Annotated in this window: 26 protein-coding genes; 8 read left to right on the top strand and 18 right to left on the bottom strand. The window is 45.7% G+C overall.

Translation table 11 applies throughout. The features are described 5' to 3' along the window. Window positions 1-139: 139 nt before the first annotated feature. The 11 genes from IUA53_RS06220 to trmJ form a co-directional block, all read right to left on the bottom strand. Window positions 140-550 (bottom strand): SufE family protein, encoded by a 411-nt coding sequence (locus IUA53_RS06220; RefSeq protein ID WP_044057610.1) that lies wholly within the window; start codon window positions 548-550, stop codon window positions 140-142. A gap of 67 nt (window positions 551-617) precedes the next feature. Then, entirely contained in the window at window positions 618-1151 is a 534-nt protein-coding gene (gene sufT, locus IUA53_RS06215; RefSeq protein ID WP_044057611.1) for a putative Fe-S cluster assembly protein SufT, read from the bottom strand. 51 nt (window positions 1152-1202) lie between these two features. Then, window positions 1203-1559 carry a HesB/IscA family protein gene (locus IUA53_RS06210; RefSeq protein ID WP_012519003.1) on the bottom strand — a complete coding sequence of 119 codons (357 nt, stop codon included), beginning with the start codon at window positions 1557-1559 and terminating at the stop codon, window positions 1203-1205. Between the two features lie 9 nt (window positions 1560-1568). Continuing rightward, window positions 1569-2786: an aminotransferase class V-fold PLP-dependent enzyme gene (locus IUA53_RS06205; protein WP_141154275.1), complete on the bottom strand. Its 1218-nt coding sequence runs from the start codon at window positions 2784-2786 to the stop codon at window positions 1569-1571. After that, a complete protein-coding gene (gene sufD / locus IUA53_RS06200; protein WP_024016622.1) occupies window positions 2783-4039 on the bottom strand; it encodes a Fe-S cluster assembly protein SufD in 1257 nt (418 codons plus the stop codon). The genes IUA53_RS06205 and sufD overlap by 4 nt, the downstream gene beginning before the upstream one ends. After that, window positions 4036-4797, bottom strand: a complete 762-nt coding sequence (gene sufC / locus IUA53_RS06195; protein ID WP_196898787.1) for a Fe-S cluster assembly ATPase SufC — start codon at window positions 4795-4797, stop codon at window positions 4036-4038. Before sufC ends, sufD begins: the two co-directional genes overlap by 4 nt. A gap of 3 nt (window positions 4798-4800) precedes the next feature. Next, a complete protein-coding gene (gene sufB / locus IUA53_RS06190; RefSeq protein ID WP_196898785.1) occupies window positions 4801-6237 on the bottom strand; it encodes a Fe-S cluster assembly protein SufB in 1437 nt (478 codons plus the stop codon). A 295-nt stretch (window positions 6238-6532) separates the two neighbouring features. Further along, window positions 6533-7711 carry an IscS subfamily cysteine desulfurase gene (locus IUA53_RS06185; protein ID WP_196898783.1) on the bottom strand — a complete coding sequence of 393 codons (1179 nt, stop codon included), beginning with the start codon at window positions 7709-7711 and terminating at the stop codon, window positions 6533-6535. An 18-nt stretch (window positions 7712-7729) separates the two neighbouring features. Beyond that, window positions 7730-8215 (bottom strand): Fe-S cluster assembly transcriptional regulator IscR, encoded by a 486-nt coding sequence (gene iscR, locus IUA53_RS06180; RefSeq protein ID WP_044057615.1) that lies wholly within the window; start codon window positions 8213-8215, stop codon window positions 7730-7732. A gap of 121 nt (window positions 8216-8336) precedes the next feature. Next, entirely contained in the window at window positions 8337-9161 is an 825-nt protein-coding gene (gene cysE, locus IUA53_RS06175) for a serine O-acetyltransferase (protein WP_196898781.1), read from the bottom strand. A gap of 5 nt (window positions 9162-9166) precedes the next feature. Then, entirely contained in the window at window positions 9167-9952 is a 786-nt protein-coding gene (trmJ, locus tag IUA53_RS06170; RefSeq protein ID WP_196898779.1) for a tRNA (cytosine(32)/uridine(32)-2'-O)-methyltransferase TrmJ, read from the bottom strand. 258 nt (window positions 9953-10210) lie between these two features. On the opposite strand from trmJ, the gene suhB reads away from it, so the two are divergent. Further along, window positions 10211-10987: an inositol-1-monophosphatase gene (suhB, locus tag IUA53_RS06165; protein WP_044057618.1), complete on the top strand. Its 777-nt coding sequence runs from the start codon at window positions 10211-10213 to the stop codon at window positions 10985-10987. A gap of 188 nt (window positions 10988-11175) precedes the next feature. Here suhB and IUA53_RS06160 read toward each other — a convergent pair whose 3' ends face one another. After that, complete coding sequence (locus IUA53_RS06160) at window positions 11176-12393, bottom strand: acyltransferase family protein (RefSeq protein ID WP_196898777.1); 1218 nt, start codon at window positions 12391-12393, stop codon at window positions 11176-11178. Between the two features lie 135 nt (window positions 12394-12528). On the opposite strand from IUA53_RS06160, the gene IUA53_RS06155 reads away from it, so the two are divergent. Next, entirely contained in the window at window positions 12529-13413 is an 885-nt protein-coding gene (locus IUA53_RS06155; RefSeq protein ID WP_196898775.1) for a LytTR family DNA-binding domain-containing protein, read from the top strand. A gap of 85 nt (window positions 13414-13498) precedes the next feature. Here the strand turns inward: IUA53_RS06155 and secF are convergent, their stop codons facing one another. From secF to IUA53_RS06125, 6 genes are all read right to left on the bottom strand, one after another. Continuing rightward, the gene (gene secF, locus IUA53_RS06150) at window positions 13499-14440 is read right to left on the bottom strand and encodes a protein translocase subunit SecF (protein WP_044057621.1); all 942 of its coding nucleotides are present in this window, start codon (window positions 14438-14440) and stop codon (window positions 13499-13501) included. A gap of 10 nt (window positions 14441-14450) precedes the next feature. Further along, entirely contained in the window at window positions 14451-16295 is a 1845-nt protein-coding gene (gene secD / locus IUA53_RS06145) for a protein translocase subunit SecD (RefSeq protein ID WP_196898773.1), read from the bottom strand. Between the two features lie 55 nt (window positions 16296-16350). After that, on the bottom strand, window positions 16351-16686 hold the full coding sequence (yajC, locus tag IUA53_RS06140; RefSeq protein ID WP_044057623.1) for a preprotein translocase subunit YajC: 336 nt from the start codon (window positions 16684-16686) through the stop codon (window positions 16351-16353). Between the two features lie 24 nt (window positions 16687-16710). Further along, a complete protein-coding gene (tgt, locus tag IUA53_RS06135; protein ID WP_044057624.1) occupies window positions 16711-17823 on the bottom strand; it encodes a tRNA guanosine(34) transglycosylase Tgt in 1113 nt (370 codons plus the stop codon). Window positions 17824-17981: 158 nt separating this feature from the next. Then, on the bottom strand, window positions 17982-19016 hold the full coding sequence (gene queA, locus IUA53_RS06130; protein ID WP_196898771.1) for a tRNA preQ1(34) S-adenosylmethionine ribosyltransferase-isomerase QueA: 1035 nt from the start codon (window positions 19014-19016) through the stop codon (window positions 17982-17984). A 322-nt stretch (window positions 19017-19338) separates the two neighbouring features. After that, complete coding sequence (locus tag IUA53_RS06125; RefSeq protein ID WP_231401314.1) at window positions 19339-19551, bottom strand: DUF6471 domain-containing protein; 213 nt, start codon at window positions 19549-19551, stop codon at window positions 19339-19341. 236 nt (window positions 19552-19787) lie between these two features. On the opposite strand from IUA53_RS06125, the gene IUA53_RS06120 reads away from it, so the two are divergent. The 6 genes from IUA53_RS06120 to IUA53_RS06095 all read left to right on the top strand — a co-directional run bounded on the left by IUA53_RS06120 (window position 19788) and on the right by IUA53_RS06095 (window position 23785). Next, on the top strand, window positions 19788-20177 hold the full coding sequence (locus IUA53_RS06120; RefSeq protein ID WP_044057627.1) for a DUF2170 family protein: 390 nt from the start codon (window positions 19788-19790) through the stop codon (window positions 20175-20177). Between the two features lie 23 nt (window positions 20178-20200). Beyond that, window positions 20201-20881, top strand: coding sequence for a PspA/IM30 family protein (locus IUA53_RS06115; protein WP_044448066.1), 681 nt, complete (start codon window positions 20201-20203; stop codon window positions 20879-20881). A 92-nt stretch (window positions 20882-20973) separates the two neighbouring features. After that, the gene (locus IUA53_RS06110) at window positions 20974-22029 is read left to right on the top strand and encodes a potassium channel family protein (protein WP_196898769.1); all 1056 of its coding nucleotides are present in this window, start codon (window positions 20974-20976) and stop codon (window positions 22027-22029) included. A gap of 20 nt (window positions 22030-22049) precedes the next feature. Beyond that, window positions 22050-22694 (top strand): YjfK family protein, encoded by a 645-nt coding sequence (locus IUA53_RS06105; RefSeq protein ID WP_044448068.1) that lies wholly within the window; start codon window positions 22050-22052, stop codon window positions 22692-22694. A 16-nt stretch (window positions 22695-22710) separates the two neighbouring features. Continuing rightward, a complete protein-coding gene (locus IUA53_RS06100) occupies window positions 22711-23127 on the top strand; it encodes a DUF350 domain-containing protein (RefSeq protein ID WP_044057630.1) in 417 nt (138 codons plus the stop codon). A gap of 10 nt (window positions 23128-23137) precedes the next feature. Continuing rightward, window positions 23138-23785 (top strand): DUF1190 family protein, encoded by a 648-nt coding sequence (locus IUA53_RS06095; RefSeq protein WP_044448070.1) that lies wholly within the window; start codon window positions 23138-23140, stop codon window positions 23783-23785. Window positions 23786-23787 lie beyond the last annotated feature (2 nt).

The following is a 23787-nucleotide window of genomic DNA, read 5'->3' as shown; positions in this document are numbered from 1 at the left end:
GCTATAATCCTTTGAATTGTGGTGTAAAACTGCCATGAAAGCATAGCGCGAAGGGCATGACAATTTGATGACAGCCCTAGGTTTGTCGGCACCTACGTTAAACTGACTAGCCGCTTAGCCAACCCAATGAGCAGACAGATTAGGCGTTTGCTTTTGCCAGTTGCTGTATTTTACCCACAATAGCGCGCAAGCCATTCCCCCGCGTTGGGGTAATATGACGCTCCAGATCTAACGCTTCAAAATACCCATCGATATCAAACGCGAGTATATCTGCTGGGGTTTTATCGTTGTAGGCCGCGAGCACGAGTGCTAATAAACCTTGAACGATAACCGCGTCACTATCTACGTCGAAGGTAATTTTGTTACCGTCATAGGACTCAATTAGCCACACGCTGCTTTGACAGCCTTTCACTAGGCGCTCGGGGCTTTTCGCGTCTTCGGGTAAACCTGGAATAGATTTGCCTAAGTCAATGATGTACTGATATCGCTGTTCCCAATCGTCGAAGAACGCTAAATCATCAATAATCTCTTCACTACTTGGTAATTGCATTTCTATTTCCGCTTTTTAAATCTGTAATAAGGTTAAACGACAAGGCGATAAACGATGGCTAGTGTGATTAGAAGAAAAGCCCCGCTTCAAGCTGCGCTTCTTCACTCATCATATCTCGTGACCATGCTGGGTCGAACACTAGCTCAACATTGACGTTTTTCACATGAGGCACCATGGCAACACGATACTCCACGTCACCGACCAGAACCGGCCCCATGCCACAACCCGGCGCGGTAAGCGTCATATCAATATTGACGTCACCGGATGCTTGATCAATATCGACTTTGTAGATAAGCCCCAATGAAACCAGGTTAATTGGAATCTCGGGGTCAAAAATGGTCTCTAAGGCATCCCACACTTGCTGTTCGCTAATGTTACCATCTTCTGGCGCATCAAAGGTTAACGTCATCGCTTTGCGACCGATAGCGCCAGCGTCAGTACCGTCAATGCGGTACATATTGCCGCGCCAGGTTACCGTGTAGTTACCACCGAGCTCTTGGGTGATATTCACAAACTCGCCTTCAGGGATAACAGTTGGGTTACCCGCTGGCACCAAACGCGCTTTACAATCGCGCTCGGTGGTCACCATTTTTTGTTTCATAAACGACTTAGTACTCTTTAATTCTACAACTGAAGTGCTTTTGCGTGGCAATTAACCTACGTTAAAACTCTCGCCACACCCACATTCATCAACAACATTAGGGTTGTTGTACTTGATAATGCCGTTTACGCCTTCCATAACATAGTCAATTTCTGTGTTACGCAATAAATCGGTTGCATCTGCGGCAACCGCGACATTAACAAGGGGAGAAATTTCAATAATTTCATCATCTGCTTGGGCGCTGTCAGCGAAATCAAGCACGTAAGCATAGCCCGTACAGCCGCTTACTTTTGTTGATAAACGAATTAACTGACCAGGCTTGTCTTTAAGCTTACTTTCGAAATGCTTAACGGCACTGTCAGTTAGCGTAATGAGTTTTGTACTAGGTACAAACGTTTCAACACTCATAATGCCTCCTTAGGCCAACATCATTTTTGCTTTTTTAAGCGCAGCAAATAAGCTGTCTACTTCTTCAAGCGTATTGTAAATTGAAAACGACGCACGAGCGGTACCCGGTATGCCGAATCGCTTCATCAGTGGTTGCGCACAGTTATCACCTGTGCGAATAGCCACGCCTTGTCTATCTAAAATAAAGCCCACATCGGCTGGATGCGCACCTTCAAGCAAAAAGCTTAACACCCCAACCTTGTTTGGTGCTGTACCAATAATACGCATCCCTTCAAAGGCTTCAGCCTGCTCGGTGGCATAGGCCAGCAGCTTTTGCTCATGTTCGTGTAATGCGTTTACATCAAGGGCGCTAAACCAGTCAACTGCCGCCCCCATTCCGATAGCACCGGCGATATTTGGGGTACCGGCTTCTAAGCGGTTAGGTAAAGGGCCCCACGTGGCTTCGTGATAGGTGACATCCTTGATCATCTCGCCACCAACCTGCCATACAGGCCAGGTTTCTAGGACCTCTTTTTTACCCCACAAGCAGCCAATGCCTGTTGGGCCGAAAAGTTTATGCCCTGAAAATGCGTAAAAGTCGCAGCCGATGTCTTGTACGTCTACACCGCCATGGGCTATACCCTGCGCGCCATCAACCAAAACCCAGGCCCCCACTGCTTTGGCTTTTTGCGTTAGCAGTTTAATTGGGTTTACCGTTCCCAAGGCGTTTGACACGTGGGGGAAGGCGACCATTTTGGTGTTGCTTGAAAGCAGTCTGTCAAAGGCTTCTACATCAAGCTCACCAGTATCGAAAATAGGTACAATGTTGAGCGTAGCGCCAGCGCGACGACAGGCCTGTTGCCACGTAACCAAGTTAGCATGGTGCTCAAGCTCGGTGACCATCACTTCATCACCTTCACCGAGAAGCTGAGCTAGACCATTGGCTACGATGTTAATGGCCTCAGTGGTACCCGACGTCCAAATAACTTCTTCGCGGGCGTTGGCATTAATGAAACTCGCGACGCTGCTACGTGCATTTTCATATCGACGGGTGGCTTCATCAGACAAGTGATGAGCACCGCGATGCACGTTCGCGTTCGTGCCCGTATAAAAGTCTACCAACGCATCTATTACCGCTTGCGGTTTTTGCGTGGTCGCTGCGTTATCTAGATAGACTAGCGGTTTGCCGTCTACCGTCTTTGATAAAATAGGAAACTGGGCACGAAGTGCTGCAACGTCTAGGCTCATTTCACCTCCATTTGGGCGAAGCGTTCACTTAACAGTGGCGCAAGCCATTCACGGATTGCCCCATTTGGTACATCGTTTATCAGCTCTTGAATGAAACCGAAGTTAAGCATAACAAGTGCTTTACTACGCGGAATGCCGCGAGTCAGCATGTAGTACAAGGCTTCTTCTTCAATTTCAGCTACGGTTGCACCGTGGGCACACTTTACGTCATCTGCGTAAATTTCAAGCTCAGGTTTGGTATTAATTACGCCGCGGCGTGACAATAACAAGTTGCGGTTGTTCAGTTCAGCCAGCGTTTTCTGTGCGTCGCGGTGAATATGAATACGACCGTTAAACACAGCGCGCGCTTTATCACCCACAATACCGCGCGCATTTTCCTCGGTAGTACCGTTAGGCATAGCGTGCTCAATGGTAGAGTGCAGGTCGAACAACTCGCCCTCTGCCAACAAATAAACAGCATTCATTTTCGCGTCAGCAAACTCGCCCGCATGGTGAATGTCTACGTCTAAGCGCGACAGCTCGCTACCATAACCCACCATGGTGCTATTGAGCGTGGTGCGGTTATGTAGCTTGAAGTGGCTACCGCCTAGTTGCTTTGCTTTGCCAGTAAACATAGCGAAACGATAGTGCTCTAGATGAGCATCATCCGCCAAATCGTATTCAGCAAACGCCGTGGTTAAGCTTTCAGTATCACCAAAGCCTTGCTCGATAACAGTGGCGCTTGCGCCTTCTGCTACTTTTACTACCACGCGCGTGTGGGCATCTACATTTTGCGACGCCATGTTCACAATGCGAACTGGTGTGTCGATTTTCACGCCTGCTTCAACATTGATAAAAATACCATGTTGGCATAGCGCATCGTTCACCAAACCAAACATATGACGGCTAGGCTTAACTTTGCCATACACGCTGCTAATCGCTTGTTGCGTAGCAGCATCATCACTATTTAGTGACGTAATACTCATGCCAGCTGGCACATCAAGGGTATTAACCTGTGTAACCAGCACGCCATCAACAAAAATAAGATCGATAGCATTTAAATTATCAATAGCCGGTACTGGCAAGTTGTCAGCTTGAACGGCTTGCTTTGCTTCACGCTTTTCAATTGGCGTAAGCGGCGTAAAGCGCCAGCTTTCGTTTCTGCGCGCTGGCCAGCCGTCGGCTTTTAGTTGTGCTAAGGCCTGTTGACGCACGGGCGATAGATAATCGTCGCGCTGTGCTGTATCAATGACCTGTTCTAGCCATTGACTCATGCCTCGGCCTCCTCATACGCCTTACCTAGGAAAGCGTAACCACTCTTTTCAACTTCTAGCGCCAGTGACGCATCACCACTTTTCACAATTTTACCGTCGGCAAGAATGTGTACAAAGTCAGGCTTGATGTAGTCGAGAAGACGCTGGTAGTGGGTAACAACAATGAAGCTACGCTCACCGTCGCGCTGGCTGTTTACGCCATCGGCAACCACTTGTAGTGCATCAACGTCAAGGCCTGAGTCTGATTCGTCCAGAATACAAAGCTTTGGCTCAAGCAAAATCATTTGCATGATTTCGTTACGCTTTTTCTCACCGCCGGAAAAACCTTCGTTAACGCCACGCTTTAAGAAATCCAGTGGAAGTTGAACTTGCTTACACGCGTCTTTCGCTTTTTTAAGGAACTCAGCAGCCGTCAGTGGCGCTTCGCCGCGCTCTTCACGCATGGCGTTAACCGACTCTTTCATAAATTCCATGTTGCTTACGCCAGGAATTTCAACTGGGTACTGAAACGCTAAAAACAGGCCTTCTCGAGCGCGCTCTTCAACGTCAAGCTCAAGTAAGTCTTTACCGTTAAGCGTGGCTTCACCATCACTCACTTCGTAGCCATCACGGCCAGATAGTACGTAACCTAGTGTACTTTTACCGGCACCGTTGGGGCCCATGATCGCGTGTACTTCACCAGGTTTAACTTCAAGGTTAAGACCTTTAATGATGTTTTTCTCTTCCACGCTGGCATGTAAATTCTTGATACTAAGCATTGATTACCCCACTGAACCTTCAAGACTAATTTCGAGCAGTTTGCCGGCTTCTACGGCAAATTCCATTGGTAGCTCTTTGAATACTTCTTTACAGAAACCGTTAACAATCATAGAAACGGCTTTCTCTGTGTCTAAGCCACGTTGCTGACACAAAAATAATTGTTCGTCGCTCACCTTCGATGTTGTCGCTTCGTGCTCAACAATGGCTGAAGGATTGCGGCTTTCGATATACGGGAACGTGTGTGCACCACACCTGTCGCCAATCAGCAGCGAGTCGCACTCGGTAAAGTTACGTGCACCATCTGCCCGCGGGCCCATTTGAACCAGTCCGCGATAGGCATTGTTACTGTTACCCGCTGATATACCTTTTGAAATGATGGTCGACTTGGTATTTTTACCCACGTGAATCATCTTAGTACCGGTATCTGCCTGCTGACGGCCACGTGTTAGGGCTACTGAGTAAAACTCACCTACGCTATTGTCGCCTTTAAGTACACAGCTTGGGTACTTCCACGTTACCGCAGAGCCCGTTTCAACCTGCGTCCAAGAGATTTTAGCGTTCGTGTGTGCAACGCCGCGCTTGGTCACGAAGTTGTAGATACCGCCTTTACCGTTTTCATCGCCCGGGTACCAGTTTTGTACCGTCGAGTATTTGATTTGCGCATCGTCCATCGCGACCAGTTCAACCACAGCGGCGTGCAGCTGATTTTCATCGCGCTGAGGCGCAGTACAGCCTTCTAGGTAGCTCACGTAGCTGCCTTCATCGGCAACAATAAGCGTACGTTCGAACTGACCGGTGTTCATTTCGTTAATACGGAAATAGGTTGATAGCTCCATAGGGCAGCGGGTGCCTTTTGGAATATAAACAAATGAACCGTCGGTAAATACCGCACTGTTTAGTGCCGCAAAGTAGTTGTCCGTGCGGGGAACCACAGAACCGATATATTTTTTCACAAGGTCTGGGTACTTCTGAACCGCTTCAGAAATCGGGCAGAAAATTACCCCTGCGTCTTCCAGCTTTTCGCGGAATGTCGTCACAACGGAAACCGAGTCGAATACCGCATCTACCGCTACACCCGCCAGCATTTCTTGCTCATGAAGCGGAATACCAAGCTTTTCGTAGGTACGCAGTAACTCTGGGTCCACCTCGTCTAGCGACTGAGGCTTGTCTTTCATACTCTTTGGTGCCGAGTAGTAAGAAATGGACTGATAGTCGATTTTTGGATAATCCACATGCGCCCAGTCTGGCTCTTCCATTTCAAGCCATGCACGATACGACTTCAAGCGCCATTCAAGCATCCATTCAGGCTCGTTTTTCATTGCTGATATGCGGCGGATAACCGACTCGTCCAGGCCGCTTTCAAACGTTTCTGACTCGATTTCTGAATAGAAACCTGCATCGTACTTTCTTTCTAACGCCTGTTCGATCTGTTCACTCATGTTGGGATCTCACTTGTTTGCCTGCATTTGCTGCCACTAAATTCGTTACTTAACTGGTAAATAAATCACCCCACGGTCTTGATGATTTATGTCGTTTCTCTAGGTTTGCACCATTTAAACGCTGCGATTATCGCCATTAAATTCAGCGCAAACTGCCAGTTACATTGAGGGCAGCCTAAAAATTTGGTGCGGTAGTATATAATACCCGACTATTTCACTCAAATATTCAGCCGTTTATTTCTAGCCGCAATAGTTTAAATTTCACTTACATGTAAAACGCGCGAAAAGCAGCACCTTATGCGCTTACTGCTTGACGTAATCGCGTGGTCACATCTGTGACTTTCTGTACCACGTAGTCAATGTCCTGTTGGGTCGTAAAACGCCCCACACTAAAGCGAATACCAGCATGAGCTAACTCGTTGCTTCTGCCGATAGCTTTTAGTACATAAGACGGTTCCAAACTTGCCGATGTACATGCGGAGCCTGAGGATACAGCGATATCGTTCAACCCCATCATTAAGCTTTCGCCATCTACACCCGCAAAACTGACATTTAATATGCCGGGAACACGTTGTGTTTCATGACCGTTTAAAAAAACGTCATCTAACTGCTTTAATCCATTCCACAACGACTCTCGAAGAACTTTAATACGTTCTCCCTCTGCAGCCATATTCCGGTTTGCAAGGGCGATAGCTTCTCCCATTCCCACAATTTGATGGGTTGCAAGGGTGCCGGAACGCATACCACGCTCGTGGCCACCACCATGGATTTGTGCCACCAGATTTATCTTCGGGCGACGACGCACATAAAGCGCTCCCATGCCTTTGGGGCCGTATATCTTGTGCGCGGAAATAGACAGTAAGTCGATAGGCAGCGCTGATAAATCGATGGCGATTTTCCCCACGCTTTGCGCACCATCCACGTGAAACAAGATGCCCTTTTCGCGACAAAGCGCGCCAATAGCTTGAATATCTTGAATAACCCCAAGTTCGTTGTTCACATGCATAACCGACACTAGGATGGTGTCGTCACGCAGTGCACTTTCAAGCTCTGCGACACTTATCAAACCGTCTTTTTGCACGTTTAAGTAGGTTACTTCAAACCCTTGGCCTTCAAGGAATTCACAGGTATCTAACACCGCTTTATGTTCGGTGTTTACCGTAATAATATGTTTGCCTTTGTTTTCTTTCCCTTGACCATAACCTTGCGCGACACCTTTAATAGCAAGGTTATTTGATTCTGTGGCACCAGACGTAAAAACGATTTCTCGAGGGTCACAGTTAAGCGCATCACTTATCTGGTTTCTTGCCACGTCTACGGCCTCTTCAGCCATCCAGCCAAAGCGGTAGCTGCGAGATGCTGGATTACCAAAGTTGCCATCTAACGTTAGGCACTTTGCCATTGCATCAGCCACTAACGGGTCGACAGGTGTCGTCGCTGCATAGTCGAGATAAATGGGCGTTGATAAAGCCATGTGTCTCTTAATACCTATCTATAATTGAATACTAACTTCAATGTCGTTGGTGATATTGCGCAAAGAGGCGTTATTGTCTTGACGCCCTGCTACTTCTTGTACGTCGCGCTTCGCCATTAGCTCACCAAGAGTGATTGAATTTAAAAATACAGAAATACGATCGCTTAAGTCTTGCCACAAACTGTGTGTAAGACAACGATCGCCGCCTTGGCAATCTGCCTGCCCTTGGCAACGCGTTGCATCAATAGATTCATCTACCGCTCGTATTACCTCACCTATCGCGATTTCACTTGCCTGACGGCCTAGCAAATAGCCACCACCTGGGCCGCGAACACTGTCTACTAGCTGTTCTTTGCGCAAACGTGAAAAAAGCTGCTCAAGGTAAGATAAAGAAATTTCTTGTCGTTCTGATATATCGGCAAGAGGCACTGGACCGCGCTTAGAATGCAAAGCCACATCAAGCATCGCGGTAACTGCATAGCGCCCTTTAGAAGTAAGTTTCATTGAATTCTCCCGCCGTTTTTTGATGCAGGAATTTTCACATACCTGACTAAAATGGTCAAGTATAAGACCCAGTAAATTAGTCAAGTATTATTGATTAAGTTAATCGCTTTCGCTGAACAAGCTAAATAGCTGGGTCAAAAGAGGAATGTGCCCTTTCCCTTTCTTGTCTTTCTGTCAGGTCAAACCCACTGTCTGCAAAGTCTTCAGCACTAATATTGTGAAGGTTATCAGTACATACATCGCCGCCCAGAGACTGAATAACTTTACACATTTCCTCTACTTTGGTGTCCATTTGATGCATGTGTTCAAGCATTATACCCATGGCGTTTGCCACTGGATCTGGGTTGTCAGGGGCAACCGCGTAAGCGTCGAAGCCATATTTCTCAGCAATTTTATCTCGGTTTGGGTTCACCGTTGTATTTTCATTTTGCTGTTTTGAAATAATAATTCGACCTGGGATGCCCACGGCGGTCGCACCGTCTGGAATGTCTTTCACGACCACAGAGTTTGACCCTACTTTGGCGTTTTCGCCAATAATGATAGGCCCCAAAACTTTCGCTCCTGCGCCCACCACTGCGCCTTTTTTAAGCGTTGGGTGACGCTTACCTGCTTTCCAGCTGGTTCCGCCCAGGGTCACGCCATGGTAAAGCGTAACATCATCGCCAATTTCGGCGGTTTCACCAATGACCACGCCCATGCCATGGTCAATAAATACCCGCCTACCCATTGTTGCACCTGGGTGGATTTCTATGCCCGTCAACCAGCGGCTAAAGGTTGATAATGTGCGCGCCAACCATTTCCACTCGGCTTTCCACAATTTGTGGCTAATACGGTGTAGCCACACCGCGTGGAGGCCTGGATAATTGGTTAGCACTTCAAACGTATTTCGCGCCGCAGGGTCGCGATGAAAAACCCCTTGAATATCATCTTTAATACGGGCAAACATGTGACTTACTCTTGCGATTCTTTTAGCGCGTTTTCATTCATCTGCGCATCAACCCCGTCACTTTGACCTGGGCCTGTTGATTTAACTGATTTATCAATTGACGCTAAAATTCCGCGCAATATATTTAACTCTTGCGATTCTGGACGTGCGCGGTTAAACAAACGACGAAGCTTCGTCATCACCACACCAGGGTGACTTTTACGAATAAAAGACGTACTTTCCAACGTGGTTTCTAAATGCGTATAGAAACGCTCTAAATCTTCGTTTAATGGGTACTCTTCTTCTACGCTTGGGTAAATTTCGCGATTGAGATAGGCCATGCGGATTTCGTAGCACAGGGTTTGAACCGCTGCGGCTAGATTAAGCGAACTATATTCAGGGTTTGCCGGAATGCACATGTGAAAGTGACACTGCTGCAACTCTTCATTAGTTAAGCCACTATTTTCTCGGCCAAATACCAATGCCACAGGATATTTTTCTACTTCTTGGACGAGCTTTTCTCCGCAGTCGCGGGGACCCAGCATAGGCCATGAATGCGTGCGAGAACGGGCTGACGTGCCAACCACCAATCCGCAATCTTTTACGGCTTCTTCTAACGTATTCACAATTTGAGCGTTCGCGAGTACATCCCCTGCCCCTGCGGCTAGAGCGCTGGCTTGGCCATCAGGTTCATTCACCGGATTGACCAAATAGAGGCTACTGAGTCCCATGGTTTTCATGGCACGGGCGGTTGAACCAATGTTCCCCGTGTGGGATGTATTAACTAAAATGATGCGAATATTTTCTAACATGGGGGATGATACCTAATTACCGTTCTGTGTTCGCCAATGGAGCCTTGCTCTACCCTAGCGTCTTTATGCAATCTTATTGCTAAGAATGGTCGCGAGTGTACCATAGCGGCGTGATAGATGGCTATTCACCCTCTAGTTCTGGGAATTCATTTGCATCGCGCATAGATTCTGGTAGACTCCGCCCGTTTTCGAAAATAACTAGCTATTTTTTGTACAGCTTGGTTATTTCATTGATCTTTTACAATTGGTGGTTTATCTATGCATCCTATGCTGAATATTGCAGTACGCGCTGCGCGTGCGGCTGGAACAGTTATTGTTCGCGGTTTTGAGAAATATAACGAAGTAGCAACAGAGTCTAAAGGCTTGAATGATTTTGTTACCCAAGTTGATAAAGAAGCAGAGCAAGCAATTATTGCTAAAATTCAGCAGTCCTTCCCAAATCACTGTTTTTTAGGTGAAGAATTTGGCGAAGTACTTGGCACAGAAACAGAATATCAGTGGATTATCGATCCACTAGATGGCACCACTAACTTTGTAAAAGGCATTCCTCACTTTGCGGTTTCAATCGCACTTCTTCATAAAGGTCGTTTAGACCAAGCCGTGGTATTTGACCCCATTCGCAGCGAACTATTCACCGCTAGTCGCGGTCAAGGTGCGCAGTTAAACGGCTACCGTATTCGCGCCTCTAAGCCGCGGGATTTGTCTGAAACGATTATTGCTACTGGCCTTCCGTTTAAAAATAAAGCCGCCTTTGGTGAGTACGCATTAAGCCTTAATAAAATCTTCCACGATGTAGGTGATATTCGCCGCGCCGGCAGTGCAGCGTTAGATTTAGCCTACGTGGCAGCAGGCCGCCATGACGGTTATTGGGAGCGTGGAATTAAGACTTGGGACATCGCAGCAGGCGAGCTTATTGTTCGCGAAGCGGGCGGCCTAGTTACCGACTTTAAAGGGAATAACGATCCGCTTCACAAAGGCGAAATTGTTGCCGGTAGCGCTAAGGTAGTTCAAGGCTTGGTCAAACACTTAAAATAAGTCATATAGACTAGGTCATGTCGTCTCTGGCTTTTGCCCTTGATGATTTGCCTCAGCCCAGCACCACAACTCGGGCTAAATGAAAAGCACATGAAGGGACGAATTAAACCCATTCGTCCCTTTTTTAGCGCCCTGTGATGAGAACTCCCTCCCTTACCAAACCCAATAAAAACGACGTTATCCGAGCGCTATATCAAGCCGATAAGCTTAAACGCTAAAGGTAACGTTATTAATGCTATGGCGATTTGGGCCACCTTACCCGTTAACCAATGGGGTGCCTTTGCTTTCTTACCTAAAAGTGCGCCTGCGACATCACTGTATTTGCACAACAACAATAGTGCAACGCATATTAATGCGCTCAAAATGGCACATACCAGTATGGCCTTGTGCGCGGGCATTGCCCAATTCGTGATACCATAGCCAACAGCGATTATCACGCTTTGATGAATAACATAGAAAGGAAAGACGTACGCGTTTGCCTTTGTCACAGCGGGGTGTGGCGTAACAAAAAGCATATTTGCCAATGCTAAAATAGCAAATAAGCTAATGACTTTAGCCAAGTAATACGACCATAAAGCGGTGTCTTTTATTAGCAGGTTATCAGGATAGTAGCGCCCTATCCCAAACCCCACTTCGTACAACAGGGTAAGTACAATGGCAACTACAACAAGGGCACTACGCTTGTCATTTAACCACCCCCAAAATTGTGCACGGCTACCAAAAAGATAACCCCAGACTAAACACGCTAAACCATAAAGGTCGCGCTTATCATCGCTGTCCTCTATTTGAGAAGCAAAAAGTGACAAAGAAACCAGTAGTACCAACCATGCACTGTTGAAGTTGCCCCATCGGCCGCGTATCCATGCAAGAGGCCGGTTAAAAATAACCAACAGTAACGTGAATCGCCAAAGAGAACGCAGAAACCACAGGTGGTTCACATCTACGTGATGCCAAATACCTGAACTAAAGCCCTCAAAATAGTCGTTTGCACCAAAATAAAACTGTATGAAAAATTGGCCTAACGATGTATCGATTGCGCCTTTTTGGGTCATTTCAACAAACAGCTGTATTGGGACAATGCCATAAACCCCGATTAATAGCGGAAGTAATATCGCATTACTTCTACGGGTTATTAAAAAATACACGCCGTATTTCTGCTGCATAACATACAGCGAGGTTCCCGCCACAAACCACAGCAACCCCATTCTCCATGGTGAACTTAACAGCATGATGTGTTGCAGCCAAAACCAATGGGTTTCTTGCTTAAAATGAAAATGCCACTCAGGTACCCAAATCATGCCCAAATGAAAAAAGAACAAAACAATAACGGCGAATACCCTAAGATAATCAAGCGCCACAATTCGAGAATTTTCTGAGTGTGCAAGTGTATGGTATTTTGTATTCATCGGGTCCCTTAATAAGATGAAGCGGGTTTGCCATTGTTGGTCACATAAGTGTGTAGAATCTATCAAGCAAGTTATTGAAAGTACGTTATAAAGTGACAAGCGGTGGAATTAAGTGACAGAAGGACAAATGTTCACGTGATAAATAAAGCCAGGTTTCAAGCGCACCAAGGCGCGATATCTCTTTGCCTACTTGGCCTTTACTTCATCGTTAATGGGTTTATCAATAGCACCACGGTATTGATGGAGGCCATGCGCACGCCCCCGTTACCTTTTGCGCAATGGGAGCCTTTTGTATGGGAATATACCAGTGCTTTTAGCAGCTTTTGCGTGGTGATGGCACTGGCTAACGTCCTAAACCGATACCCTTGGCGATGGGATCGCCCCACTTTTAGCATTGTGCTATACAGCGTCATGGGGCTCTGTTTTGCTGCCACCCATATTGTGTTGATGATTGCTAGTAGAGCGGTCATTTACGCATTGGCTGGCAGTCACTACCAGTTCGCGACGTCTACAGAACAATGGTTCTTTGAACTCATTTATGAGATGCGCAAAGACCTGTGGTCTTTTGTGTTTTTCATGGTCATGATTTGGTGTTATCGCTTTGTGGTGGCGCAATGGCTGGGGGATGCTAGAAAAATTGGGCTAAAACCCGCGTCATCGAAAGTAGACAATGCTACACATTCCATCGACGAGGAAGGCGTACATTGTGACGTACTACTCATTAAAAAGAACGGACGTGAATTTCTCATTAATAAGCAAGATATCAATTGGATGGCGTCTTCGGGGAATTATGTCAACCTGCATATTGGTGACAATGTCTACCCTATGCGTACAACACTAACCTCATTTTTAGATGAAAATGCTTACCTTCCCTTTGCGCGGGTCCACCGTTCTTTTGCCATTAATATGAATGATATTGAAAGCATGAAAGTCGCCGATAGCGGGGACGGCGTCATTAGGTTAAAAAACGGCCACACGGTCAAGATGTCGAGAAGATATAAACTGACTCTCGATAAATAACCCCATGTCGCAAATAAAAAAAGCCGCAACTCAGTGCGGCTTTCTACTTCATCAGTGTTATTCGGCGCGACACACCATTGCCTATTTACGGCATAGGATCTAAATCTGCACCTTCTTTTTCCACCTGCGGAGGCATCAGGTCTTCTTTACTGATACCTAAAGCAAGTGCAACTGAACTTGCAATGTAGATTGATGAATAAGTACCTACCACAACACCAAACAATAGTGCCGTCGCGAACCCATGTATTAGCGCACCGCCTTTGTAAAACAGCGCAACAAGCACAAGTACTGTGGTCAATGACGTAATAATGGTACGGTTTAACGTTTGAGTAAGCGACGTATTGATGATGTCTACCGGCTCACCTTTTCGGATTTTACGGAAGTTTTCACGAATACGGTCACACACAACAATGGTATCGTTAAGTGAATAACCTATCACCGCAAGTACCGCCGCCAACACAGTTAAATCGAACTCTATTTGCAATACAGAGAACAAGCCTAAAGTAAGAATAACATCGTGAGTTAGTGCAGATACGGACCCCAACGCAAAACGCCATTCGAATCGCATTGCCACGTAAACTAAGATACATAGCAGCGCCACTAACATCGCAAGACCACCTTGCTCAGTGAGTTCTTCGCCTACATTCGGCCCTACAAACTCAATTCTTCGCATATCCACTGCTGTACCGTCAGCACGTAAGGCTTCAAGTACTTGTTCGCCAATGGTAACGGCTTTCACACCATCTCTAGGCGAAATGCGAATAAGCACGTCTTGGCTGCTACCAAAGTTCTGCACAATGGCATCACCAAAATTGGCCTCGTTCAACTTTCCGCGAATATCACTTAAGTTTGCGGCGTCTTCATAGCCCACTTCAATTAGGGTTCCGCCCGTGAAATCAAGCCCCCAATTAAGGCTGTTCACGCCTAGAGAGACGAATGAACCAATAATAAGAAGAGTAGATAGCACCATCGCAGGAAAGCGAAGGCGCATAAAGTTGACGCTGTCGGATAGTTTTAATAATTGCATGTTACGCTCCTTAAATTGCCAACTTCTCAAGACGTTTCCCACCCCATACCGCATTAACAATAACGCGAGTCACTAAAATGGCGGTAAACATAGAGGTAGCGATACCTATCATAAGCGTAATCGAAAAGCCTTTAATAGGGCCGGTGCCCACAGCGAAAAGGATTAAACCCGCAATAAAGGTAGTAATATTTGCATCAAGAATAGTTGAAAACGCACTGTCGTACCCTTGATGGATAGCTTGTTGTGGACTTCGTCCATCACGTAATTCTTCTCGAATTCGCTCGAATATAAGTACATTCGCGTCGACGGCCATACCTACTGTTAAAACAATGCCAGCCATACCCGGCAAGGTAAGGGTCGCACCAGGGATCATCGACATAATGCCCACAATCATGACTAGGTTTGTCATCAGTGCGATGTTCGCTACCACACCAAACGCTTTGTAGTAAATAAGCATAAAGACAAGCACAGCTGCAAGGCCGTAAACAATCGCTTGCATACCCAATTCGATATTTTCCTTACCTAAGCTTGGACCCACCGTGCGTTCTTCAACAATTTGGATGGGAGCAATCAGAGCACCAGCACGCAAAAGTAATGCTAAATCACGCGCTTCTTTGGGTGAATCAAGGCCGGTAATTTGAAACTTACTGCCCAATTGGGCACGAATGGTGGCCACAGAAATAACCTGTTCATGTTTTTCAAATACCAATTTACCTTCGTCGTTTCGTTCATCGGTAGATTTGTATTCAATAAAAACTGTCGCCATGGGCTTGCCAATATTGCCACGGGTTGAACGGGACATTTTATTGCCGCCTTCAGAATCTAGCGATATGTTTACATTGGGTAGGCCATATTCATCCACACCGCTGTTAGCGTCAATGATGTGGCTACCTGTAAGCATAATGCGCTTTTCAAGCAACTGGGGAATTCCTTGTTGGTCTTCAATAATTTGAGAACCCGGAGGGACTCGGCCATTTAGCGCATCACGTATATCGTTTTTCTGATCCACCATCCGAAACTCTAGCGTGGCCGTGGCATTTAGAATTTCTTTCGCCCGCGCGGTGTCTTGAATACCGGGCAACTGCACAACAATTCGTTCTGCACCTTGTTTTTGCACCAGCGGTTCTGCTACACCTAATTGGTTCACACGGTTGCGAATAATCGTAATATTTTGCTTTACCGAATTTTCACGAATTTCTTGAAGCTTGGCTTCAGAGAACACTGCGCGAAGCACCAGATCGTCAACTTGCGTATAGGTTAGGTCACGATTTTGATTTCGAAGAAAGAATTCGGCTTTATCTAACGCTTCTTCATCACGGAAGGTAATGTCAACGTGGTTATCTTTTTGTGTGACCCCACGGTAACGAATACCTTCTTCACGAAGAGACGTTCTAAATCCACTTTCCGCATCTTCTAATGATTTTGTAATCACCTCAGACATATCAACTTCCATTAGGAAGTGAACACCACCACGTAAGTCTAGGCCTAGCTTCATTGGAGTGCCGCCTAATTCCTCTAACCATTCAGGCGTATCTGGGGCAAGGTTCATTGCGACAAAATAGTCATCACCTAGCGCAGACTCGAGCGCTTCTCTTGCAACCAATTGTGAATCAGAATCTGGTACGCGAACGAGAATCTGCTCATCAGCAAATTCAATGCGTTTTACTGAAATGTTTTTTTCCGCTAGGGTCGATTTTACCTGTTCAACCATAGATTCGGTAACGGTAGCGTCGCGGCCAGCAGAAATCTGAACCGCGTGATCTTCACCGTAAATATTAGGAAGCGCATACAGCGCGCACAAGCCGATAACGACTATGGCACATAGTACCTTCCACAGAGAGTTTTTGTTTAGCACTGGATATTCCTTTCGTGCCAGCACCGGGAAGCTTCCCGGCCCCGGCGTATCTCAATTACAGCGACTTCATTGTGCCTTTTGGTAGCAACGCCGTTACCGATGACTTTTGAACAACAATGTTGTTAGTGTCGTTAAGGGCAATTTCGATAAAGTCTTTTTCCTCAGACACTTTGGTAATCTTACCCACAAGACCACCTTGAGTAAGCACCTCATCGCCCTTACCCAGTGAAGACACTAGGCTTTTATGCTCTTTTACACGCTTAGCTTGCGGGCGGTATAGAAGAAAGTAAAAAATTAAACCGAATACTGCCAACATGATTAGCATTTCCATGCCACCACCTTGTTGACCACCTGCTGATTGCGCGTACGCGTTTGAAATGAATAGGCTCATAAATTTCCCCAATAATTATCGTTGTTATAGTGCCGGAACCGGCAACCCTTTTTGTTCATAAAATTCTTGTACAAACTGTTCAAGCGTGCCTGCATCAATGGCATCGCGAAGACCTTGCATTACACGCTGATAGTAACGAAGATTATGGATGGTATTTAATCGCGCACCCAATATCTCGTTACACTTGTCCAAATGATGTAGATAGGAGCGAGAATAGTTTTTACAAGTGTAACAGTCGCATTTTTCGTCCAAAGGAGACGTATCATTGCGATGTTTTGCGTTACGTATTTTCACTATCCCTTCGGTTACGAACAGATGACCATTTCGCGCGTTACGCGTTGGCATAACGCAGTCGAACATATCAATACCGCGTCTTACCGACTCCACTAAATCCTCAGGCTTACCTACCCCCATAAGATAGCGTGGCTTGTCTTCTGGAATTTGCGGAGCAGTATGATCAATAATGCGGATCATGTCTTCTTTGGGTTCACCCACCGATAAACCACCAATGGCATAACCGTCAAACCCAATCGCTTCTAAGCCAGCAAGTGAAACGTCGCGTAACCCTTCATACATACCACCTTGGATGATACCAAACAAAGCAGCAGGATTATCGCCGTGGGCTTCTTTTGAACGCTTAGCCCAACGCAATGACATTTCCATGGAAACCCGCGCTTCCTGCTCTGTAGCAGGGTAAGGCGTACATTCGTCAAAAATCATCACGATGTCCGAACCTAAATCCCGCTGAACTTCCATTGATTTCTCAGGCGTAAGTAGAATTTTTTCACCATTAATAGGTGAGCGGAAGGTCACGCCTTCTTCAGTGATTTTGCGCAAATCACCCAAACTAAATACTTGGAAGCCGCCAGAATCAGTAAGAATAGGCTTATCCCAATTCATGAAGTCGTGTAAATCGCCGTGTTGGCGAATAATTCCCGTGCCTGGGCGAAGCATTAAGTGAAACGTATTTCCCAGACAGATATGAGCACCACTATCATCTAATTCTTCTGGGGTCATCCCCTTAACGGTACCGTAAGTACCAACAGGCATAAACGCGGGGGTTTCAACCACACCACGTTCAAATACCAAACGACCGCGTCTTGCGCGACCATCGGTTTTTAACAACTCAAATTGCATGTGAAAGCATTCCCATTCTGATACGCCTTTTGGCGTGGTATAAATTGCGCCCTTGGCGCTGGGTATAAAAATAAATTGGCGGCGATTATACCAGTAATTCCACTGAGATCATGCCCCGTATCTATGTTTCTCGCGAAGTCAGCGAATACTGGCCATACTTAGCGCTTCTTAATAAACATACTATCGCCGTAACTGAAGAACCGATATTCCTGCTCAATGGCTTCTTGATAAGCCGACATCACATGCTCTTTTCCTGCAAATGCACTGATTAACATCATCAACGTAGACTCTGGCAGATGGAAATTTGTGAACATAGCATCAACCACTTTGAAGTTGAATCCAGGGTAAATAAAAATATCCGTATCTGCGTAAAATGGTGCGATCAGCTCGTCACCAGCGGCTTTCGCCGCCGACTCTAACGAACGAACAGACGTGGTGCCAACCGCAATTACCCGGTGACCTGCGGCTTTAGTTTCACGCACAGCATCTACCACTGAATCTGGAACTTCCGCGTATTCTGCATGCATTTTGTGTTCTAAAATGTTGTCCACTCTCACTGGCTGGAAAGTGCCAGCTCCAACATGCAAGGTTACAAATGCGAGCTTTACCCCCTTACGCGTTAGGGCAGCCAAAATGTCGTCATCAAAGTGAAGGCCTGCAGTAGGCGCCGCAACTGCGCCAGGCTTATCGTTGTAAACGGTTTGGTAACGTTCTTTATCCGAGGTTTCATCTGGCCGGTCAATATAAGGAGGTAGCGGCATGTGACCATGAGCTTCCAATAATTGCAGCACTGTTTCTTCATGGTTGAAAGTAAGCACAAACAAAGCCTCTTCTCGACCTTTAACGGTCACATTGACTTTGTCTTCTAGCGTCAGCTTAGTTCCCGGCTTAGGCGCTTTACTCGCGCGAACATGCGCAAGGGCGGTATGTTCATCGATGATACGCTCTACCAAGACTTCAACTTGCCCACCGGTTTCCTTCTTGCCCAATAACCGAGCAGGGATAACTCGAGTGTTATTAAAAACAAGCAGGTCACCTTCGTCCACAAGATCTAACATGTCAGTGAACATACTGTGGCTCACCTTCCCTGTTTTGCCATCCAGTTGCAGCAACCGGCTGGCAGAACGATTTTCAGTGGGGTATTTGGCGATGAGTTTTTCGGGAAGTGTAAAGCTAAATTCAGATAATTTCATAGTTGATCATTTCGTTATTACGTCTCAATTTACACCTGAGTGTGATTGATTAAGTTGCGCTAAGTTTCGTTTAGATTATACTTACGTCTAAGTTTTTCGCGAAAACATCCCCCTACCAAAGCCTTAGAAATCCTACCACTTAAGCTTTAAGTATTTTTTTTAATACCTACTTATCGCTTAAAATACGCACAATCAAAAAATAACGCTAGCGAGCATATGCTTAAACGATTAACATTTGCTCCAGATAGTGATGATGTTCTCCCATAACATTCCTTATCGTTCGTACCCGGCATTTGTCGGGTACTTTTTTATCCGCCCTATTCTACTCTTTTGATGCGTCAAGATCAGTTAAGATTTCTTCTAATAAGTTAGCATCCACAGGCCGAGCTTTTAGTACGTACAAAATTTGTACGAGCAAATCTGCCCCCATAATTCCTTTATTCACTTTATTCCTTAGGTTATCCGCACTTTGTTGTACGCCAATGTCGGCTAAACGTGCACTTAACCCCTGATATTTGACGCCACGTACCGACATTTCAGACTTTACTAGCCGCGCTACCGCTTCTCGCCACGCATTTTTTGCACTCAAGAAACACCCCATTTGTGATATATAATTTACAAAAACACACTTTTTTACACATTAAAAGCGTATTCGTTATTGACGATTATGGCAGATAGTGGCTACACTGCAAGTCAAGATTATTGGCGAATGCGAAAATACTGGTTACAGTAGCGTTCGACATTATCGCTTCAATTTGAAAGGAGAACTGTATGAGTTGGGATCTTGAAAGTATCGAGGCTCTATTTAAGGACCACGATGACTTTGTGGTTACACGTGAAGAAAACTGTTTGCTTATTGCAAATCAAGATGGCATCGATGCATGGCTAGCCATCAGCGGTGAGCAGATTTTGGTTGAAAGTTTGTTATTTGCCGCAGATGAAGTGAAAGACAAACCTGCATTGGATCACGAAATTTTGTCTAGCCATATGGTTTTCCCATTAACCACGGTGGGAATTTCAACCATAGGGACTGAAGAATACTACACGGCCTTTGGCGCATTAAGCGCACAGTCGAAAGCAGAAAGTATTGTGATTGAAGTAGAGACTTTGTTTCAAAATGTTGCATCGTTTTTAGATGCTTATGAAACTCACCTTAAATAAAATTTTCTTCTAAGGAGAAGCGAATGTCAGTGTGGAAAAAATTAGTAACGGCTGTTAAGGGTGGTGCAACTGAGGCAGCGCAGACAGTAGTAGATAGTCAAGCTATTCGAATTTTGGAACAAGAAATTCGTGAAGCGAAAGAGGAACTGCGCAAATCCGATCACGCACGCACGCAAATTTTAGCGAAATGCAAATTGTCTCAACAGAAAGTGGACAGCTTTGACTCATCCATTGCCGAGTACGAAACTCACGCCAGAAAGGCCATAGACTCGGATCGACAACTAGCATTAGACTGTGCTCAGAAAGTCTCAGAACTGAAAGAAGAGCGTGAGCAAGAGCAAGCGTATTTAGATCAGTTCAAGCAGTCCGAAAGACAACTTGCACAGAACATTCAACAGGCTAAAGCCAACCTACGTCGCCTTGAGCAACAAGTGGATATGGTTAAGGCCACAGAAAGCGTTCAAAAGGCACAAGTGGCGGTATCCTCCCGTCATATGGGGGCCAATAGCAAAATGAAAACGGCCACTGAATCTTTGTCTCGTATTCAGGAAAAGCAAAAAATGCGTAATGCAGAATTGCAAGCTGCAGAAGAGCTTGCCAGCGATGAATCGAGTAGCGATTTAGAAAAACGTTTATCTGAAGCTGGTATTAAAGGCGGAAAAAATTCAGCAGACGATGAGCTAGCCCGCATCTTGGGTAATTAAGGCAGAACGGGAGCAATTAGCTCCCGTTTTTCTTAACGTACGGACACCGCCTTCGGGCAAACTGAATAAAAACAAAAAAGGTGATGTCATCTATGACCTCATGGATAAAAGTACGCAGAATTATGCTGCAGTATTTTGCCGAGTCACGGTGGTACACTATTTTAGGTGCCACTGTTTTTTATGGAATTTCCAGCTATTGGCTTCTATATGCAGCCGGTGAAAACGACCTTATTGCCCGTGCTGACTTTATATATTGGTTAGCCGTCACAGCGTCAACGGTAGGCTATGGCGATTTCTCGCCTGTCAGTAGCGCCGGCAAGCTCATTGTGGCGTTTTACGTAATTCCGTTAGGTTTGAGTATTTTCGCCATGGTCATTGGCCGAATTGCTGCCTGGGTGTCTGAACAGTGGAGAAAAGGATTGATGGGTATGACGAGTTTACAATCGAATCAACATATTCTTGTTATTGGGTGGAATGAACAGCGCACCATGTTGTTGTTAAATTTATTGCTTCAAGAACGAGAAGCCATGAGTGTAAAACCTGACATCGTGTTGTGCGTTAAAGCGGACATTACCAATCCCATGCCCGGTGTGATTGAATTTGTAAAAGTCGATTCATTCAACAAAGATGAAGACATGGATAGAGCATGCGTAGCAACCGCCCAAACCATACTTGTAGATAATCCTCAAGATGACGTGACGATGACAACGGCTTTGTATTGTGCCAAACGTAATCCTGATGCCCATCAAGTCGCCTATTTCAATGACGACAGTTTGGTTAGCCTATTACAAGAGCATTGCCCTAAAGTGGAGTGCACGCCCAGTGTGGCAGTAGAAATGCTCGCAAAGGCTGCCTTTGACCCAGGTTCCAGTATGCTTCACCACGATTTACTTAGCGTGGATGAAGGGCAAGCACAATTTTCAGTAAAAATACCGCCAGATAGCCCCAATATTTCAGTCGCGAAGCTTTTTATCAATTTGAAAAAGCACCACGATGCCATATTTATAGGGTATGCACCAAAGGGGCAAGTAAAGGAAATGGTGGTGAACCCTCCCCTAGAAACTAATTTGTCCCCTAGCGATACCCTATTCTATATTGCTGAACGGCGTATTTCGTCAATAAACTGGTCATCGCTAAATGCCGAGTAAATCGATAATAGGAGTACAGAATGTTCAGTAAACTGTTTAAAAAAAAGACTGAAGATAAACCTAAAACTCCTGAAGTTATGGGGTTGTATTTAGGCGGTTCGTTTGAGCTGGACAACCTAAAAATGTCCTTATTAGAACCGTCACTGGTCATTCAAAAATCAGCGCGCTCCCAACTTATTCAAGCGGTGGGTGAAGCGCCTCTCGACACAGGTGGAACCCTGCTACGTTTTTATACCGATGATGATGGCTTTTTGCAGGTAGTATTAGACGGAGGCATGACTGAAAACCATATTACCGATGTCAAACTCTGGCACTTTTACGAGACTAAAACCATTGGCTCTCAGTCGCAATGGGATACCTGCTTAGCATCATTAATTAGCCAACCTACCTATGAAATTGAAGGTTACACTTATACTCGTGTTTGGGAAGCCGTAGGTAACGACTCCCCGCCCGTTGCGGTAACAGAAACGACCTACGAAGAGGACGGAGACATCAGTAAAACCGATCAGTTTATGATGCTCTACGAACGTGAGATTGAAAATGATAGAGTGGAGTCACTACTTGTCGTGGGCGAAGAGAAACAGGTGGGAAACAACCTAGATCGCTGCCTTGTCATCTCAACTGGCTTTGATATTCAACCCGCTGATATTACGATTAACGGTTAATAATAAAGGAAACACCATGGAAACAATCATGAACTCATTAGCTGGCCTAGATAATTTTGCGCTTTACTTCGGCTTGTCTATTGTTTTTCTCTTCGTGTTTAAGTTGGTCTATGCACTAGTTACCCCCCATGATGAATGGAAATTAGTGAAAGAAGAGAAAAATGTAGCTGCTGCTATAGGCTTTGCTGGCGCTATAGTGGGTTTTGCTATAGCGCTGGGAAGTGCTGCCTCAAACTCGGTAGCCATAATCGACTTTATCATTTGGGCTGTGGTGGCGATTATCGCGCAATCTCTCGCCTTTGCTTTGTTGCGATTTACATTTATGCCCAAAATTGCACAACGCATTAATGAAAATGAAGTATCTGCAGGCGTGATGCTTGCTGGTATGTCCATAGCGGTAGGCCTTTTAAACGCGGCCTGCATGACGTACTAAGGAGGCAACAATGAAAACGGGTTCCTCTAACAAAACAGATACACCACTAAAAGCACGTAAACGCAGTACAATTAACGTAGCGCAAATGCGTAAAGCGTTCACCCTAAAGCCGTTGGCAGTAGGGGTGGCCGGAGTATTTCTAAGTGCTTGCGCGGATGAACGTCAAGATGCCACTATTTATACGTCCATTGATGACTGTAAGCAAGATTACCCAAACGCCATAGAAAAGTGTGAAGCTGCCTACCAAACTGCGGTAGAAGAAGCACAACGCACCAGCCCCCGATTTAATACAGAGTATGACTGTGAGTACGAATTTGGCCCTAACCAATGTCGTACAGTCAATACCAATAATGGCAGTTTCTTTATGCCATTCATGGCCGGTTTTATGGTGAGTCAACTTTTATCACCCAACCGTTATTACTCTCAACCTCTTTATACGTCTTACTCGTATAACTCCCCTTTTCGCTCACGATGGATATCAGCCGACGGTTATGTGTTTGATGGCGATATTCGTAAACGCAATTACAAAGTACGTTCAGAAACGTTTAAACCTAAACCCACCGTTAATCGCACCATGAAGCGTGGTGGCTTTGGCAGTAGCGTTAGGGCGAAGTCTTCTTGGGGCAGTAGCGCTCGAAAAGGCAGTTGGGGCGGATAGCA

Source organism: Alteromonas sp. B31-7, assembly GCF_015767655.1.
GTDB classification, from domain to species: domain Bacteria; phylum Pseudomonadota; class Gammaproteobacteria; order Enterobacterales; family Alteromonadaceae; genus Alteromonas; species Alteromonas australica.
This window is presented reverse-complemented; position numbering and strand designations above follow the sequence as displayed.